This is a genomic window from Streptomyces clavifer (genome assembly GCF_036345975.1).
Classification (GTDB): Bacteria; Actinomycetota; Actinomycetes; order Streptomycetales; family Streptomycetaceae; genus Streptomyces; species Streptomyces clavifer.
This window is the reverse complement of sequence record NZ_CP107794.1, coordinates 277,344-294,295: the sequence shown is the minus strand read 5'-3', so window position 1 is coordinate 294,295 and position 16,952 is coordinate 277,344. Positions and strand designations below refer to the sequence as shown.

Sequence of the window (16,952 nt, the reverse complement as noted above, 5' to 3'; positions counted from 1 at the left end):
CAGTGGGCTCTGCCGCCCGTTGCAGCCATCCCTCCTGGTGGTCGAGCAGGGGACGCCGGAAAGGGTTCGGTCGCCGCGAGTCGGTCCCGGCGCGGAAAGCAAGAGCTTCAACAGCCGAGCGGCGGTTTGATGGCCGGCTCGTCTGTGACGAGGACGCCGCTCAAGGCGGCCAGATCGACCGCGTCGGCCATCGCGTGGTCGGCAACCTCGATGCGGGTATGGCCGGTGGCTGCGGCGAGCGTGCGGCACGCTTGCGTGAAGGCGGTGGGGGCATTTGATCCAGCCCCGGGTTCGAGGTTGACGCGCTGGATGATGAGTGCGGTTTCGCAGCGGGAGAAGTCGGCACGGCCGATGAGGCGGCCGTCGGCAAGGAGCGGGCAGGCGTAGTAGCCGTACTTGCGGCGAGCTGGAGGCTTGTACGCCTCGAAGACCTGGGTGAAGCCGAAGAGGCGCAGGACGCGGGGGCGGTGCCAGATGAGGTTGTCGAACGGCCCCAGGAACAGCGGCTCCGTGTGCGGCCGGGCCGGCCCGGCGAGTGCTTGCGGGTCGGCCCAGGCTGTCTGCCAGCCCTCGACCCGTACGGGGGCGAGGCGTGTCTCGGGCAGGATGCGGGCGGCAATCGCGATGGGGATACGGACGTAGTCGGCGAGATCATCGGTGGTGGCTACGCCGAGTGCGGCCCCTGCGTGGCCGAGCAGTTCGGTCAGGCATGCGTCGTCGGATGCCTGGTCGCTGAGAAATGCGTCGGGGATGCAGCGTTCGGCGAGGTCGAACAGGCGTTGCCCTCCTGCGCGGCGGGTGGAGGCGAGTTCCCCGGACCAGACGAGGAACTCCACAGCGGTCTTCGTGGGGTTCCAGTCCCATCCGGCTCCCGCTTCTGTGCCGTCACGGAGGCGACGCAGTGGCAGCGGCCCTTCGCGTTCGATGCGGTTGAGGAGGGCGGTGCGGGCCTGCCGGTCGGGGTATTGGGGGCGGCGGCGGGTGGCGCGGCGGCGAAAGGCCCACAGGGGCCAGTCGGCAAGCGGGACGAGGGCCAGTGCGTGGGCGGGGTAGTCGAAGGCGAGTGGTTCGGGGCTGTTGAGGGCGTTGTCGACGGCCTGGCCTGTGGTGCCGGGTAGGCGTGCGGTGAGGGTGAGTTGGTGGGCACGGGCAAGGGTGCAGATGCTGTCGAGCTGGACGGCGTGGAGGTGGGTGAGGGCGGCCCTCGCGTCGGGGAAGCTGTCGGCGGGAAGGGTCGCAGCTACGGCGATGTCCCGGGCTTCTGCCAGGGACAGGGCGGTCTCCGGGGATGGCATAGGGGCGGTCATGGACGTGGGTCCACCGCGGTGGCCGGGGCCGCCTCCGATCCTTGAGCGTCACCGAATTCTGCCTCGGGTGCGGTGGGCGGTCGGGGCGCGCGCGGTACAGCGCCCGGCATAACCACCTTGGCGGGGCCGGCCAGGGTCGCGGCCGTGCGGCAGGTGGGGGCCAGGAACACTCCGGCGGCACCTATGGTCGCGCAGCAGGTGAGGGTGAGCAGGGCGGTGTCCCATCTGTGTTGCTGGGCGAGGGCGCCGATGATGACGGCCATGATGCCGCCTGTGATGTCGGTGGAGGCGCCGATCCAGGTGTTCGCCTCGATGCGGGTGTCGTCGGTGGCGGTGGCGTCGGTCAGGAGGAAGGCGTTGATGAACAGCGGGGTGACGAAGAGACCGGCCAAGAGCAGGAGGGTGGTAAGGAGCCACAGGGGGCGGGCAAGGAAGAGGAGCATGGTGGGGAGGGTGAAGCCGAGGGTCAGGAGTTGGTATTTGCGCCAGAGTCCGGCTTTCCAGTCGATCGTGGCGTAGAGGATGCCGCCGATGACGCCTCCGGTGCTGATTGCGGCGAGGAGTGGTCCGAGTAGCTGAGTGGCGTGCTGGCTTTGGGTGTAGGCGGGGATGAGGACGCCGGTGCCGCCGAAGATGCATCCCATTACGAGCAGGGGCAGGAGGATCGCTGTCGTACCTGGGGTGGCGAGGGGGCCGAGCCATCGGCGTGCGCTGCGGGCCGGTGTGGCCGCGGGGGCGGGGCGGGTGGTGCCGAGGTGGTGTCGGCGGGCGGCGGCCAGGTAGAGGGCGGTGACCGTGATGAAGGAGGCGGCCGCCATCTCGTAGGCGTGGCGGGGGCCGAGCAGGGTGATCGCGAGGCCGGCGGTGAGCGGTGCGAGGACGAAGCCGGCTTCTTCGAGCACGGAGTCGGCGCTGTGGACTGCTTTGAGCTGGGTCTCGTCGGTGACCAGGCGCCGCCAGGAGGATCGCAGGGCCGCGTTCAGCGGAGGGCTCGAGAGGGTGGCGGCGATGACCAGGGGCATTGTCGTCCACCATGGCCACCGGAACTCGACGCTGCACGCGACCAGTCCCAGGAGTAGTGCGGTGGTGGCGCCCATCAGGGTGAGCATGCGGTGTGCACCGTACCGGTCGAGGAGGCGGCCGCGGAGGGGTGCGCAGAAGGCGAGGACGAGGGTGTAGCCGCCGCTCACGAGTGCGGCGCGGGCGTAGCCGTGGGATTGTGCGAGGGCTAGTAGCAGGGTGATGGGTAGGACGGCGGCGGTGGTGCGGGCGAGGAACGCGAGGGTGAGGAGGTTCCGGACCGGGGGCCGTGTCAACTGGCTGAGTTGGCTTGTCGGTTTCTCGGTGTTGTTGCGGGGGGCGGGGGTGGTCATTGTTCGGCCGCCGGTCCGGCTGCGGGCCCTGGATCCGTGGTTTCCGGCCGGGGTGCCGGGTGTGTGCGTGCGTCCGTGTCGGTGGGCGGCTCGATGGTCTCTGTGCGGGTCGTGGCGCGCAGGGAGTCGGGGTGCAGGAGCACGATGCGGGCGATGTCTTGGCCGCGGTGGACGGTGACGGGTCGTTCGGGCCGGATGGCGATGCTCATTCCGCCGCGGTCGGTCATGGCGTTGACTGCTTTTGCGGGGATCACGCCGATCGGCACGTGCAGTCCGTTGGGGGCGTGGTTGGGAGGCGGCATGACCATGAGGAAGGTGCCGGTGGGGATTGTGGTGGCCCAGCCCAGCCGCCATTCGAGGGTGTCCTGTCCGTTGGGTACGAACATGCCCTCCCAGCCTCCGCCGGGGCTTCGGTGGTCGCCGAGGTGGAGCCATTCCGCGTCCCGTGCGGCGATCCAGTTTTCTCCGCGCTGCCACATGCCCGCCCCGCCCAGGCGCCGGCCGGTGTGGTGGGGGTCCTCGTGGTCGGGGACGGCGAAGCCGATGTCGTCGAGTGGCCTCATGGTGAGGGTCAGCGGGGAACGGACGCTCCAGCCGAGTTCTTGGCCCAGGACCCAGGGTGGGCAGTCCGCGGGCAGCCGCGGGATACGCAGGTAGCGGAAGGACGCATGGTAGGTGTCGCGTTCGGCGCGGGCCGCCGCGCGGTCGATGCGCGGCTTGTCGGGCGGGAGTGCCCAGGGTTGGAGTGGGCGGAAGGTGACCTCGGCCATGCACGGTCCTCTCTGTGTAGGGGGTGGGCTGTTGAGAGGGGCGGTGCCCCGGGCCGCGTCCCTGTGGGGTGGGAGGGGTCCGGGGCACTGGGGCGCTGTGTATGGCCGGGTGGGGGCTGGTCCGCCGTGTGGACGGGAGCGGGCTGAGCCAGGGCCCGGGTTGGTGCCTTCCCCACGTGCCTTGGCGGTCGGGTTCGCGGTCCGCGGTCCGGTTCGGGGCTTGTACCAGCGGGGCTGGCCGGGGGCGGGGAGGTCGGGTGGCTGTTGCCGGGCTCCCCCGCCCGCTGGGGTCAGGCGGGGGTGTCGGCTCGGCGGAGGCGGCGTTGGCGCTCGGTCTCGGAGAGGGTGTCGAGGTCGAACATGACGACGGAGCAGGGTCCGTAGCCGACGGTGATCTCCTCGTAGGTGAAGGTTCCCTCGTCGCGGTCGAGGGGGGCGGAGGTGAGGTCGACCATGGTGAGGCTGTTGGGGGCGAACTGGGGGTGGTCGGCGGACATCATGCCGGCGCGGGCGAAGTTGGTGATGTAGGCGGTCTTGTCGCCGTGGTCGATGACGAGGCCGCGGGGGCCGGAGCCGGTGGGGATGTGGCGGGTGACCTGGAGGGTGGCGACGTCGATGACGGCGATCGTGGAGGAGTTCTCGACGGTCACCAGGGCGTACTGGCCGTCGGTGGTGAAGGCGACGCCGCGGCCGCCGGTGGAGCCGACGTCGACGCGGTGGGTTTCGTCGGTGGCCACGTCGATGACGGTGACGTAGGCGGCCTGGGTGTTGGCGACGAACACGCGGGCGCCGGAGGGGTCGATGCCGAGGCTGTAGGGGTGGGCCTCGCGGTCGACGGGGATCTGGGCGAGCTCGGTGGTCTGCTCCGGATTGCCGTGGGCGAGGGGGCTGATGTCGAGCTTGCTGATGTAGCCGTCGCCCCAGACGCAGACGTAGGCGGTGGTGCCGGCCTGGTTGATGCCCATGTGGCGGGGGTCGCGGCCTGTCGGGATCTGGTGGACCTCCAGGTTGAGTTCCAGGTCTACGACGGAGACGGTGTCGGAGCCGGAGTTGGAGACCAGGAGGTACTTGTCGCCGGGGACGAGGCCCTGGCCGCGGGGGCCGTGGCCGACCTCGATGCGGCGGATTTCGGTGAGGGCGACGGCGTCGATCTCGGAGATCGTGTTCTGGCTGGTGTTGCAGACGAAGCCGCGGCCGTCCTTGGTGAACTTCACGCCGCCGCGGGGTGCGTTGCCGATGGGGATCTGGGCGATGGTGCGGTGCTCGCCGGGGCCGGTCTTGGCGACGACGGAGACGACACCGTCGTCGGTGTCGGTGGAGAAGAACTGGATATTACGCATGGCGGGATTTCCTTTTCTCCTGCGTGACGGAATGCCGGAATGCGGGACTGATTCCGGCCTGGGCCGGCTGAACCGTGGGACTTCTTGTTCAGCCGGGGGTGTAGTTCAGGTTCCAGGCGATGGACATGCGCGGCTTCTCGTCCTGGAAGGGAGGGACGGCATGCTTGAGCCAGCCGGGGAAGATCAGGAGCTCGCCGGGTGTGCAGGCGAGGCGGACACGGTGGCTTTCTCCGGCGAGGGAGATCCCGGGGTCGAAGTAGTCGACGTTGGGGCGGGGATCGAGCAGGTCGATCTCGCAGGTGCTGGGCGCGGCCACGTAGTAGACCGCGGAGAGGGCCGTATTGGGGTGGAAGTGCGGCTCGTGCCGGTCGCCTGCGCGGTAGAGGGACGCCCAGCTGCGGGTCACACCAACCGCCACCTCACGCACTTCGTCCGCGACACGTTCGGCCTCCCGCTCCAGCGAGCGGCCGAAGGCCTCCGCGAGCGGCATCCCGGTCAGGGACTCGGTGAACTTTCCCGCCACCGCGCACACCCACCGGCTGAGCCGGGCCGCTTCCGGGCCGCCCCACCGGGTGAACTCCCCCGCGGTCTCCCTCTTGTAGCCGAAGTCCTTGGCACCCTCGCCTGCCCGCTCGGTCAGCAGAGCGGCCAGAGGGACGTTGACCTCGTCGGCGAACGGGCACCGGGTGCGGGCGACCGCCGTCGCGAACAGTTGCATGACGGCGGCCCGGGTCGCGGCGGCCGCCTCAGACCTGGGACTCTGGGCTTTCTCGGAAACGGGCATGAGACAGCAACCCCCCACAGAATTCAGCGGACTTCACCGACAAGAAAGGCTTGCCTGTCGAAGCGCAGCCATCATTCTGGGCCCGGTTCCGTGAAGGGTGCAAGCTTTTCGATCCTGCTCTAAAAGGGCGCACATGGATCAACACATGCCGCCCGGTGCTATTAATGGGACTGGAAATAGAAAGTGGGGCGGCGCCTTTCTCCCGAATGGGCAAAATTCCGCACCGCCTGTGTCTCGCGTACCTTTGGCACACCTCCGTTGCCCCCACCCGTCGTCGGCATGGGGCGCGCGTTCACACGGATCCGCCCGGCGGTGGGCGGCCGCCAGGAACGCCGTGCGCCCCCAGCAGGCTCTCGCCGAGCGGGGTCAGGGCATGCCGAACGCTCACCCCGGAGCGCTCGGTCGTGATCAGTGCGGAATGGCGCAGGACCCCTGTGTGATGGGAAACCGTCGCGGCGGACACCGCCAGCTCCTGCACCAGGTCGTTGGTCGTCGCTGCATGAAGCGCGGCAATACGCAACAGGACGCGCGCCCGGGTGGCACCCAGGAGCGCGGCAAGCGCCCGGCTTCTGGTCGGCTCCGGACCTCCCGAGCCGGGGGAACGTGAAGGCAGAGGCATGTGCTGGCTGCTTTCCAAGTAGTACAGGCAACGCCACTTCTGCCCGGCGGAGACCGGGGCTCACCAGGAAGAGACGTCAGCGGGCCGGGACCGGGTCGTCGACGTGAACGAGCGCGACAGAGCTCGGCCCCGCACCTACGGGTATCTTCCTCGAACTGCGGAGTGCCGTCCACATTGGACAGGTCCACCCCGTCCAGGTGCACCACGGCCAGCTCACCCTGCCCGGCCAGCGCGCAGTACACGGTGGCATCAACCGGATCGACAACGACGCCCCGCGGGCCGGCACCGAGCGGGACCAGACGGGTCACCGTCCACTCCAACAGGTCCACCACCGCGAGCACACCCGCCCGCTCCAGCGTGACCAAGGCGTAGCCGCCCTCCGCAGTCACTGCGATGCCGGCCGGAGCCGCCCCGGCCACCGGAAGCCACACCCACTCCTCCACCCGGCCTCCTGCCAGATCTAGGACAGGCAGCCCATCCAGCCGGGCACACGCGAACACCGCACGGTTACCCCACAGAGCCACGGCCCGCGGCTGGACGTGCGCGGAGCCGAGAACGACCCGGTCCGCGACCTGGGCACCCCCCGTTCCAGCGAGGGCGGACAGGTCCAGGACGGCGGCCGATCCTGCGCCACGCTCACACACCACCGCGCTGCGCCCGTCCGGCGACACCGCGATCGCCCCCGGCTCCCGCCCCAGGTCCACCCGGGCAACTTCCCGCGCCTCAGCGGTGTCGACGACGGAGAGGCTGTCGGAGCCCGCGTTCGACACCAGCAGAAGCGGGGTACCGGGCACCAGGGCGAGACAGCGCGGCGCCCACCCCACCCGAACCCGGCCCCGCCCCGCACCGTCCGGATCCAGGACAAGGACCTCGTCGGAAACCGATACCGCCAGGTAGAGACGCCCGCCAGGACACTGCACCACCGACAGCGGGCCGCGCCCCGTGGGGACGGCCCTGGGCGTGCCGTAGGCAGACGGACCGGACTTCAGGATCAGGGACGCCTGCCCGGCAGCGGTATCCGCCGAGCACAGCAGGACAGCCACGAGGCGGCCTCCTTCCCGGGGATGCGCACCAGCCGGAACCGGCTGGTCCTCGGGGCCGCGATCACGACTCCGTACAGCTGTCGTACCGCCACAGAGCCAGAAGATGACCACACCACCCGTCAACTGTCCGTAACCGCGCACCATGTGACCGAATGGACTGTCTAGACACAAACCAACCCATCAGGTATAGGATGCCGCCCCAATCCACACCGACGAGAGAACACACCGTGACCGAACAGCCCACCCCGGCACCCGGCACCCTCCACCACGTCGAGATCTGGGTCCCCGACCTCGACCGCGCCGTCAGCGACTGGCACTGGCTCCTCGAAGACCTCGGCTACACCCTCCACCAGAACTGGGACAACGGCCGCAGCTGGAAACTCGGCCCCACCTATCTCGTCCTCGAGCAGTCCCCCGCCCTCACCGCGGAAACCCACGACCGGTGCGCCCCCGGCCTCAACCACCTCGCGTTCCACATCGACACCGCCGACCGTGTCGACCTGCTCACGTCCAAAGCCCGCGAGAACGGCTGGACGCTCCTCTTCCCCGATCGCCACCCTCATGCAGGCGGAAGCCACCAGCACACCGCCTACCTAGAATCTCGCGACGGCTTCGAGATCGAGCTTGTTGCTCCGCTTGCGCGGAGGTGATCGCCCACGCCGAGGTGCTTCCTCGGTCTCAGCAGCAAGTCCGGCGCGATGCGCACGCGACCAGGGGGACAACAGCGGGGCGATCTTGTTCGAGGTGTAGGGCCAGCTCGCCGGCGCTCGACTTCGTCGTCCAGCGCAGCGGCGCATCGGATCTCCACGCGTGTCCAGCTCCGCCAGGGCAAGCAGCGCAGGCCGCGGCCCCGAGTCCAGTCCAGCGGCCTTCTTCCTTACGCCGCCGGGCCAACGGACTCATCTTCGAGGCCGTACAGATAGGGATGCGCTCATGGTCAGTGGTCCGGGCATTCATCCCAGCGGTGAGTCGTCCATGCCTGCCGGATCAGACTACGCACGGTGATGAACATGTAGGCGAGGTCGAAGAATGCGACTACCTGGCCCGCCACACCCACGGTTTCCTGGCGGACCGCCGCTCCCGTCCTCAGTTGACCTCCCGCACTCTCGCAGCGGTCCGCTTTGCCAGCTCGCGGACGCCGTTCGCGGCGTTCTCCGAGAGCTCGCCGAGTATGGCGTCGGATGCCGTGAGGAGGGCACGGGCCTCCTCGGGGCGGCCCGCGTCGGCCAGAGCGAGGGTGAGCCGGTAGTGCTCCTCGGCGATGAAGCGGCCGAGGTTGACCTGCTGCCAGTGGCGCAGTGAGTCGTCGCCCGGGGTGGCCAGGGCGTCGCGCACGGCGGCCAGACTGTCCGCCGCCTGCGGCAACCGGCCCGCCTCCCGCTCGAGGCGGGCCAGGGTGTGCCGGGCCGAAGCCCGGTCCCATGCCGTCTCCTGAAGGGCGGCGTACAGGCGCTGGGCCCGCAGCGCCTGGGGAAGGTCGCCGAGTTCCTCGAAGTCCCGGGCGAGCCCGCTCAGCAGAGCCGTGGCCAGGTTATGGGGCGCCTCGGGGCGGCGAAGTCTGCTCTGGTCCATGAAGATGTTGTCGAGTTCGCGGATCAGCGTCACCCGCGCGAGGCCCGTCATCCCCTGGTCCCGCGCCAGGTCGGTCCATGTGGAGACCGGCTCGTCCGACGGGGCCGTCCCGAACATCGACTCGTCGAGCGCCCGCGCCCACTGTTGCAACTCGTCCGCGCTTGCACCCGGTTCCGGCATACCGCCCAGGCCGCACGCCGTGTCGTAGTCCGTCTCCCGGACCTCGAGCAGCAGTGCCAGATCTCCGGTGTCCCCGCGCAGCGCCACCAGCACGGCCGCGAGCCGCAGTTCGTCCGTCATCGATGACCGCGTCTCGTGCCGCAGCAGATGCCGCAGCAGCTCCAGATCGCCCTCGGCGCGGTCGAACTGCGCGGCCCGCAGGGTGATCCGGCGCCGCACCGGGTCCTCGGCGACTTCGCGCCATGCCCTGCGGTCGCCCTCCCGCAAACAGGCGAGATCGGCGCGGCCCGCCGGGAGCACTGGCTCCCACAGCGGGGGACCGGCCGGGCCTATCCGGTCGTACGCGCACCCCTCATCCGCGTTGAGCAGTACGAAGTCCGGCTCGGTGCGCAGCAGCGCGGCACGAAGCCTGCCCACCAGCTCGACCGGGGAGCGTTTCGGGAAGCCCAGCGCCTTAAGGAGCCCGGCCCGCTCCTCGTCGATTCTGTAGAATCCACGGATCCCGTCCTCGGTCTCCGCGACGCACGCCAGGATCTTCTCCTCGTCGTCGTCCGGCGACAGACGTGCGTAGCCGCGCCAACCGGGCAGACCAATCACGAGCTCCAGGGTCTCGTCGACACTGGAGCCGATAATCCCCGCGGCGCCCTCCGAGTCGGCGTAGAGCACCGCGCCGTCCGCGCATATGAAGTACGTACCGCCGGTGTCGTCCCCGGCTACCGTCTCCAGCGGGCCGCCCGAGGCGAGACGGACCTCCTCGACATGGCCGTGGGCGGCACGCGCCAGGTCGAAGTCGAAGGGAAAGGCGGCCAGTTCGGCCAGGCGGCGGTCCTGCCGCAGTAGCCGTAGCGCGTGATCGGTCATGTCACAGAACGTAACACCGTCCACGGACAACGGAATCGCGCCTCTGTAGGAGGCAATCACGCACCAGCTCGTTAGTGGGCCTCCGCATCCTGGGCGGCAGCCAGGCGCCGAGCGTGTGCGCGGATGCGGTGGCGATCATCAGGAAAGACGCTCTGCCAATCCTCGTCAAGGCGGAACCAGGCAGCGGGCTGGCCCTGTTCCCCTCCGAGTGGGGTCGCAGGGTCGACGACGGCGGCGTAGGAAAGTCCCAGGGTGGGAGACCAGTCGGCTCGGTAGGACCGCACTGCCACGGCCGCGGGTTCTTCCAGCAGGGCGGCCCGCAGTCCAGTTTCTTCCAGCAGTTCCCTCGCCGCAGCCACGCGCGGCGCCTCGCCGGGCTCGACCTTGCCACCGGGCGGTACCCATCCACGAACACGGTGCTTGACCAGCAGCACGTGCTCAGAGGCAGGGTCGGTAACCCAGACCTCGGCCGCCAACGGCTCCATCGGGCGCTGACGGGCTTCCTCCAGCCACGCGCTCGCGTCGTCGAATTCCAACGCGGCGAGGCGGGCATCCGCAGCTGTCTCGTCCATGACCAGCTGAACAACATCACCTTGGCTCACAGAAGCCACCCTAGGCCGGTCTCCACCCCGGTGAGACACGACCGCTCTCCTGAGGTCGGTGCGTGTCCCGCGGGAACCGTGCCTCTGCCAGGGAGAACAGCTCCTCGGACCGCCGCAACTTCCCGAAAGGCATCCTGGTCATGAACTCCAGTACGAGTGCCCCGCGATCCTGGTTAGTGCTCGGTGGGGTCCACCTTCTCAACCGCATCGCCCCTCGACACGAGGACGACCCACTCGTCCCGGTCGAGGTTCCGCCGCAGGAAGTCTGCCGACCGGCCACCACCGTGATCGTCCGCTGGGGTCTTCTCGGAACATGCTCCGTCACGGCCCTCAGCAGCGCCGGCACCCGGCTCGGGACGGGCTGGATCAACGGCGAGGACCTGTTCCCCGACGGCCTCGGGCCCGTCCTGCACGACCTGATCGGCACCCAGCCCTCGACGAGCCTGGTGCCCCTGCGCTACCTGACCGAAGGCCCCAACGGCGGCTACCACGGGTACGCGCAGATCGAGTTTCACCCGGAGGACGGCTGCTTCCTTCGGACCACCCAGACCTCGATCGGCCATGGTCCGGTCGAGGCCCTGCCCTGGCTGGCTCACCTCCTGGCCAAGCGCCACGCGTCGAGCATGGCGCTGAACAACCACCGCCGGTACTTCCGCTTGCACTTCGAGGGCACGGAACTGGAGTTCAAGTACACCCTCGACCCGGAGCCTGACATCTGGGCCGCGGCCATGGAACTACTAAAGGCTCCACGCCACGGGGAGCTGGACGGCTGCCGACCGGAATTCCGGAACGAGTTCCAGATCCACCACACCGAGAATCACCTCTTCGACGTGCTGGGCCCGAGCACCGAGACCGGCTACGCCTCCTTCATCCCCACCGTCACCGCCGGACACGTACTCAAACGGAAGTACTTCGAGGAAGACAGCTTCGCCCGCCGCGAGGAGTTGGTCCACGGCATCGACATCACACCGGACCGCTTCGAGACCTACCTGCGCGACGAGCTGGGCCTCCACGTGCGAGCCATGCCCCCTTTCCAAAGGGTCCGCTACGACATCCAGTGTGAATCACTGCGCACAGGCCACATCTACGGGATCATCCTCGACCGCTGCGCGCTGCTCGCAGCACCCGAGGTGGTCCTCTCCCAGTGCGAGCTGGAGTACCTGCGCTCCCGCAGCGTGCTGCAACAGGACCGCGACGAGGTCCTGAGCGAGATGCACCGGATCGACACCTGGCTGAGCTCTCACCTCAGCAGCCGAGGCTGGGCGACCGAGCACACCTTCTACTCCAAGAGGAGCTTCTTGCGCGAAGCGGTCGCAGCCCGCTCTGATCTCACCAGTTCCTGATCGGCGCCCTGTCGCGATCCGATCCCGCTCCTCTCGGCGCACCCGCCTTCGCCCCTGAGGCTCCGACCGTCGGCGTTTCGGACAACTTGCCTCCTCTACAGCCCTGTTGGGCGAGACGGGTCGATGCATCCCCCACATTCCGACACGCGCTGATTCTCGGGGATCCAACAGCGACCGAAAAACACCAGTTCGAAATCCATGGCGGGGTCGTTGAGCTTCCCGACCACGCAGGACGACCGTGCAGGAGGACCCGCTCTTGACCTCGACCCCCGTGACCGAGCAGCAGAAATCGACGCCACCTCCGCCCCCGCCGGCGGAGATCACCTACAGCGGGCAGTACTCCGTCAACCCCCTCGCCGAGGTCTCGTTCCGGCGCATGTGCGCGCAGATCCCCGCCGTCCTGGGCCGGATCGCGACGCTGTCGTGGCGAACCGACCGGCGTGCCATTCAGCTACTTCTCGGCTGCCAGCTGCTCACGGGCGTCTCGGCAGCAGTGCTCCTGACCGCCACCGCCCGCGCCATGGGGCCGGTACTCGGGGCCGGGTCCGCCGGGGGCCGGTTGCGTGGCGCACTGCCTGCACTGCTGGTGGTGGCACTTGCCGCGGCACTGGCTCGCACCGCCGGGGTGGTAGCCGCGTACGCGGAGCGGCGGATCACGCCTCTGCTGACGACGGTGACGGACTCGGCGCTCGTCGAGGCGGTGTGCCGAGTGGAGGCTGTGGCATACGCGGAGGACGGCTTCTCCGACCGGCGCGAGGCGGCCGAGATGGGGGTGACGCGTACCCACGTGATGGTGGCCGACGCGCAGCGGTTCATGTCGGCAGTGATCCGCATGATCACCGCTGGGGGCGTGCTGTCGGTGCTGAATCCCCTGCTGGTCCCGCTGCTCCTGCTCGCCGTCCTGCCGGCCGGTGTCGGCGCCGTGCTGAGCGCCAGGGTCGACTACCAGATTCACTACGGCAACATCGCCGACCGCAACGTGCGCGGCATGATGCGCTGGTGGGCGACCGAGTCCAAGTACAGCGACGAAGTCCGCGCGAACTCCATGAGCAACTACCTCGTCTACTGGTACCGGGCTCTGTCCGACCGCTGTGACCGACGCACCCTGGCCGCCGCGCCGCGGACCCTGCGTATCGGCCTGCTGTCGGCGCTGGCCGGTGGCGTCTTCCTCGTGGCAACGTGGGGGGCTCTGGCGTGGCTCGCGGTCTCCGGCCGGATCGACCTGGCGGTCGCGGCGACGGCCGTGATCGCCGTGCAGACCACGCTCGCCGCCTTGTCCCAGGTCGTCATCGGCGCCGCCGCGGTCTTCCACACCAGCCTCTACCTCGGTGACATGCAGTCCTTCCTCGACGACGCCGCCGAACGCGCCCCCAAGCGTGGTCCCCACCGTGTGGCCGCACCGGTCGACGAGATCCGCTTGGAGGAGGTCGTCTACCAGTACCCGGGCAAGGACAAGCCCGCCGTCGACGGCGTCTCGCTCACCCTGCGGCGCGGCCAGATCCTCGCCATCGTGGGGGCGAACGGCTCGGGGAAGAGCACCCTCACCCGTCTGCTGACCGGGGTCTATCTGGCGGACAAGGGAACGGTCTCGTGGAACGGCACCGACCTTGCCGGGGTGGACCCCGCCACAGTCTGGGCGCAGACCGGTCTGGTGCCGCAGATCTTCGGGCAGTGGCCGCTGCGCCTGCGCGAGAACGTGACCCTTGGTCAACCGCACAGCTACGACGACGCCCCGGTATGGGCGGCGATCGACGCGGTCGGTCTGCGCGATGCCGTCGAAGACCTCCCCACCGGTCTCGACACCCTCCTGGCCCGGGACATCTTCGGCGGGACCGAACTCTCCGGCGGTCAGTGGCAGCGCATCGCGTGCTCCAGGGCCCTCTACCGCCGACCCGAGCTGCTGATCCTCGACGAGCCCACCTCACAGATGGATCCGCGAGGCGAGCACCAGATCTTCGAGCAGATCAAGGCCATCTCCGCCGACCGCATCACGATCGTGGTCACCCACCGCCTGGAGAACACCAAGATCGCCGATCACATCATCGTTCTGGAGAGCGGCCGGATCACCGAGCAGGGCCGGTACGACGACCTCGCCCACGGCGCCGGCACCTTCGCCGAACTCCTGGAACTCTCCCAGGACCGCTGACCGCTCTCTCGCCGCCACCCGCCCCGTCCCTGCTGCCCGGCAGGGACGGGCACCATCAAGGAGAATCCGTGCCTCCACTCCTCACCAGCGCCCCGGCGTCGGCATGGACGAGTCGGTCCTTCCGGTACCTCCTCGGCAGCGAGACCACGAGCCTGACCGGTTCTGCGGTGAGCACCGTCGCGCTGGCCGCGCTGGCCGTCCTCGAACTGCGGGCAACGACCGCGGAGGTCGCCCTGCTGGCCTTCGTCGGGCAGCTGCCGAACGCATGCGCGCTGTGGGCTGGAGCCTTTTCCGACCGGTATGACAAGCGGCGCCAGTTGCTGGGCTCGGACTTCGCAGCGGCCGGCGCCCTGGTGTCCGTTCCGGTCGCCGCCGTGGCTGGAGTGCTGACCATCGGCCAGCTGTACGCGGTTCTCTTCCTTCTCGGCTCGGCCCGGGTCGTGCACGACGCCGCGGCGATCAGCCTGCTGCCCGCCGTCGTCCCACCTCCCCAGCTCCAGAACGCCAACTCCGCTCTGGGCGCGGCATCGTCCGTCGCCGACAGTGCCGGCAGCAACGTGGGCGCCGCACTCGTCGGTGGCGTCGGACCAGCGATGGCGGTGCTCGCCGACGTCGCCTCCTTCGTCTGCTCCGCCGTGCTCCTGTGGCGTGTCGGCCCCGCGCAACCCCCTGTGCGACCTGGTCCCGACCGGCGCAGTCTCCTGCACGACATCGCCGCAGGGGTGCGGTACGTGATCGGACAGGCCACGATCCGCACGGTGATCGCGGCCCTGGCCACTCTCTCGTTCGGCATGGCGATCATGAACACGTACTGGGCGCTCTATCTCCTGACGGCGCTCGACGTCTCTCCGACCGCCTTCGGAGTGATCATGGGCGTCGGAGGGGCCGGGAGTCTGGCCGGTGCGCTACTCGCGCCGAGAATCGCGGCCCGGATCGGCGTCGGGCCCACGATCATCGTCGGGTTCGCGGTCAGTCCGCTCGCCCAGCTCCCTCTGCTGCTCGCCAAGCCCGGCGCGGGCTGGCAGTTCACGCTGTCCGCGGCGCTCGCCGTGCAGCTGTTCTGGGCCACCGCTTCCGGCACCACCCAGAGATCCCTTCGGCAGACCTTGCCGCGTTTCCAGGGCCGGATGCAGGCGGTCAGCACCACCGTGACCGCTGGAAGCCGCCCCCTGGCTGCCGCGACCGCCGGGGCACTCGCGCTCGTCCTGGACGTGCCGGCCATCCTCGCCGTGGGTGCCCTCCTCCAGGTCCTGCCGACGCTCCTGCTGCTGGCTTCCCCCGTACGCGCTCTGCGGGCCATGCCTATCCCACCCACCCCAGCGGCTGTGCCGCCCGCCCGAGAAGGAGCCTCATGAGCACCACAACGTCCACCGCGAGCCCCGGCTACTGGGAGGCGCTCTGGGCCGAAGGCCGCCGCTATCGGCAGCCGTGCGAGGCCGAGGAGAAGCTGATGGCCGAACATCTCGGCCCCGGTAGGGGCCGCCCCGCCCTCGACATCGGCACCGGTGACGGCCGCCTCGCCCGCCACCTCCACCACGAACTCGGGTACCGCACGACCGGCGTCGACTGCTCGCCCAGCGCGGTCGCGCTCGCCGCCGCCCACGACAGCGACGCCGGGCCGGCACCGATGTGGCAGTGCCTGGACTTCGCCAATGCCAACCTCACCACCCTGCCGGACCCGGCCTACGTCCTCATCACCTGCCGACTGGTCTACCGGTGGATGGACGACAAGCCGGCCTTCCTCGGCCGTGTCCGCCGCCTGCTCGCGCCTGGCGGAACCTTCTGGGTCGTCACCGAGATCGCCGGCCGCCGCACGACCACCGACCCGAACCGCTTAGGACTCGGCATCCCGCTGGCGGACGCCGAGCTGCTCACGACCGGCTGGTCCGTCGTGCGCACCGCCGACCTCGACGTCCTACGCTGCTATGCCCTGCGCCCCTGATCATCCGCCCCGCGAACGAAAGGAAGTACCTCGTGCTGGACGTCGAGAAGAGCATCGGCGAGATCTGGAACCTTTACGGCCGTCATCAGCTCAGCCGGACCTTCGATCTGCCGGAGCTGGACGGCTGGGCCTGGGACGTCCCGCAGGCCGGTCCCGGCATCGACGTGTTCGGTGACGTGGCCGACCTTCGCGTCCTGGACCTCGGAGCCGGGGTCGGTCGGCACGCCGCACGCCTCGCCGCCCTCGGCGCCGGCGTCACCGCCGTCGACGCCTCCCCCACGCAGCACCAGCGCGCGCTCGACCGCTACCCCGAGACCCCCGGCTTGCGCCTGGTGTGCGCCGACGCCGTCGACCACCTCCAGCAAGCCGCCCCCTACGACCTGATCTACTCCGTCAGCGGCATGCCCTTCCTGGATCCGCACCGCCTACTGCCCGCCTTGGCCACCGGCCTCAAGCTCGGAGGGCGGCTGTTGTTCAGCGCGCTGCACACCAACTCGGCCGGCGACGGGCCGTCTGACTCCGTCACCGCACGGACCGAGATCCTGAGGCTGCCCGGCACAGACACGGAGCACCGGATGCATATGTGGGTCCTCGAGCCCCACCTTTGGGAGGACCTCCTCATTGACCACGGCCTCGTCCTGGACACGGTGACGACGATCGACTCCCCGCAGGCTGGCCAGCCGCTGTCGTACCGGCTGTACGCGGCCCGCCGCCCGGAACAACGGGCCAGATGGGCGACCTCGAGGACGCCCCGCTGACCGCCTTCCGCACCACCACGAAGACCGCCGTCAACAAGCTCCACTGGCCCGGGGGCTCCCCGAAGGCTGACCACAGCTCGACAGCGGCGCGGCCGGAACCCGGACGCGCCGCTGTCGTGCCCACCTGCTCCCCCGGCGGCAACCACTTCCTGGCCTTCGTGGGAGGAGTCCGGCGCGAAGGCCGCCGTCGGCACGACCCTGACCATCGCCGACGGCGGCTATCCAGGCACCGGGCTTGTGATGCCCCACCGACGACGCAAAGGGGAAGAACTGTCCGACTGGAAGCAGGTCCACAGCAGAAGACCTCACTCA

13 protein-coding genes and 3 pseudogenes are annotated in these 16,952 nt (G+C 69.6%); 7 read left to right on the top strand and 9 right to left on the bottom strand.

The window, feature by feature from the left end; all coding sequences use genetic code 11:
• Positions 1 to 107 precede the first annotated feature (107 nt).
• The 5 genes from OG927_RS35040 to OG927_RS35020 form a co-directional block, all read right to left on the bottom strand.
• Complete coding sequence (locus OG927_RS35040) at positions 108 to 1,307, bottom strand: DNA glycosylase AlkZ-like family protein (protein ID WP_330321536.1); 1,200 nt, start codon at positions 1,305 to 1,307, stop codon at positions 108 to 110.
• Positions 1,304 to 2,680 (bottom strand): MFS transporter, encoded by a 1,377-nt coding sequence (locus OG927_RS35035; protein ID WP_330321535.1) that lies wholly within the window; start codon positions 2,678 to 2,680, stop codon positions 1,304 to 1,306. The genes OG927_RS35040 and OG927_RS35035 overlap by 4 nt, the downstream gene beginning before the upstream one ends.
• Entirely contained in the window at positions 2,677 to 3,450 is a 774-nt protein-coding gene (locus tag OG927_RS35030) for a hypothetical protein (RefSeq protein ID WP_330321534.1), read from the bottom strand. The genes OG927_RS35035 and OG927_RS35030 overlap by 4 nt, the downstream gene beginning before the upstream one ends.
• A 290-nt stretch (positions 3,451 to 3,740) precedes the next feature.
• On the bottom strand, positions 3,741 to 4,790 hold the full coding sequence (locus tag OG927_RS35025) for a YncE family protein (protein WP_056792569.1): 1,050 nt from the start codon (positions 4,788 to 4,790) through the stop codon (positions 3,741 to 3,743).
• A gap of 88 nt (positions 4,791 to 4,878) precedes the next feature.
• On the bottom strand, positions 4,879 to 5,508 hold the full coding sequence (locus OG927_RS35020) for a TIGR02466 family protein (protein WP_079100767.1): 630 nt from the start codon (positions 5,506 to 5,508) through the stop codon (positions 4,879 to 4,881).
• Between the two features lie 1,955 nt (positions 5,509 to 7,463).
• Between OG927_RS35020 and OG927_RS35015 the strand changes: the two genes are divergently transcribed.
• Positions 7,464 to 7,886: a VOC family protein gene (locus OG927_RS35015; protein WP_242424498.1), complete on the top strand. Its 423-nt coding sequence runs from the start codon at positions 7,464 to 7,466 to the stop codon at positions 7,884 to 7,886.
• Between the two features lie 115 nt (positions 7,887 to 8,001).
• Here the strand turns inward: OG927_RS35015 and OG927_RS35010 are convergent.
• The 4 genes and pseudogenes from OG927_RS35010 to OG927_RS34995 all read right to left on the bottom strand — a co-directional run.
• A pseudogene (locus tag OG927_RS35010) lies at positions 8,002 to 8,135 on the bottom strand (ISAzo13 family transposase); the annotation flags it as partial.
• Between the two features lie 38 nt (positions 8,136 to 8,173).
• Positions 8,174 to 8,269, bottom strand: a pseudogene (locus OG927_RS35005) (IS5/IS1182 family transposase); the annotation flags it as partial.
• 53 nt (positions 8,270 to 8,322) lie between these two features.
• Complete coding sequence (locus OG927_RS35000; protein WP_330321533.1) at positions 8,323 to 9,849, bottom strand: hypothetical protein; 1,527 nt, start codon at positions 9,847 to 9,849, stop codon at positions 8,323 to 8,325.
• A 71-nt stretch (positions 9,850 to 9,920) separates the two neighbouring features.
• A complete protein-coding gene (locus tag OG927_RS34995) occupies positions 9,921 to 10,421 on the bottom strand; it encodes an NUDIX hydrolase (protein ID WP_056792574.1) in 501 nt (166 codons plus the stop codon).
• A gap of 206 nt (positions 10,422 to 10,627) precedes the next feature.
• Between OG927_RS34995 and OG927_RS34990 the strand changes: the two genes are divergently transcribed.
• From OG927_RS34990 to OG927_RS34965, 6 genes and pseudogenes are all read left to right on the top strand, one after another.
• Positions 10,628 to 11,794, top strand: a complete 1,167-nt coding sequence (locus OG927_RS34990; protein WP_242424500.1) for a hypothetical protein — start codon at positions 10,628 to 10,630, stop codon at positions 11,792 to 11,794.
• Between the two features lie 376 nt (positions 11,795 to 12,170).
• On the top strand, positions 12,171 to 13,940 hold the full coding sequence (locus OG927_RS34985; protein WP_107103263.1) for an ATP-binding cassette domain-containing protein: 1,770 nt from the start codon (positions 12,171 to 12,173) through the stop codon (positions 13,938 to 13,940).
• A gap of 68 nt (positions 13,941 to 14,008) precedes the next feature.
• A complete protein-coding gene (locus OG927_RS34980; RefSeq protein ID WP_330321532.1) occupies positions 14,009 to 15,295 on the top strand; it encodes an MFS transporter in 1,287 nt (428 codons plus the stop codon).
• On the top strand, positions 15,292 to 15,882 hold the full coding sequence (locus OG927_RS34975; protein WP_330321531.1) for a class I SAM-dependent methyltransferase: 591 nt from the start codon (positions 15,292 to 15,294) through the stop codon (positions 15,880 to 15,882). The genes OG927_RS34980 and OG927_RS34975 overlap by 4 nt, the downstream gene beginning before the upstream one ends.
• Before the next feature lie 32 nt (positions 15,883 to 15,914).
• Entirely contained in the window at positions 15,915 to 16,640 is a 726-nt protein-coding gene (locus OG927_RS34970; RefSeq protein WP_330321530.1) for a class I SAM-dependent methyltransferase, read from the top strand.
• Between the two features lie 156 nt (positions 16,641 to 16,796).
• Positions 16,797 to 16,940, top strand: a pseudogene (locus OG927_RS34965) (IS5/IS1182 family transposase); the annotation flags it as partial.
• Positions 16,941 to 16,952 lie beyond the last annotated feature (12 nt).

Coding starts and splice junctions, on each gene's coding strand:
- OG927_RS35035 (WP_330321535.1), bottom strand. CDS start 2,680: ATGACCACCCCCGCCCCCCGCAACAACACCGAGAAACCGACAAGCCAA.
- OG927_RS34985 (WP_107103263.1), top strand. CDS start 12,171: ATGTGCGCGCAGATCCCCGCCGTCCTGGGCCGGATCGCGACGCTGTCG.
- OG927_RS35000 (WP_330321533.1), bottom strand. CDS start 9,849: ATGACCGATCACGCGCTACGGCTACTGCGGCAGGACCGCCGCCTGGCC.
- OG927_RS35040 (WP_330321536.1), bottom strand. CDS start 1,307: ATGACCGCCCCTATGCCATCCCCGGAGACCGCCCTGTCCCTGGCAGAA.
- OG927_RS35030 (WP_330321534.1), bottom strand. CDS start 3,450: ATGGCCGAGGTCACCTTCCGCCCACTCCAACCCTGGGCACTCCCGCCC.
- OG927_RS34975 (WP_330321531.1), top strand. CDS start 15,292: ATGAGCACCACAACGTCCACCGCGAGCCCCGGCTACTGGGAGGCGCTC.
- OG927_RS35020 (WP_079100767.1), bottom strand. CDS start 5,508: ATGCAACTGTTCGCGACGGCGGTCGCCCGCACCCGGTGCCCGTTCGCC.
- OG927_RS35025 (WP_056792569.1), bottom strand. CDS start 4,790: ATGCGTAATATCCAGTTCTTCTCCACCGACACCGACGACGGTGTCGTC.
- OG927_RS34995 (WP_056792574.1), bottom strand. CDS start 10,421: ATGGACGAGACAGCTGCGGATGCCCGCCTCGCCGCGTTGGAATTCGAC.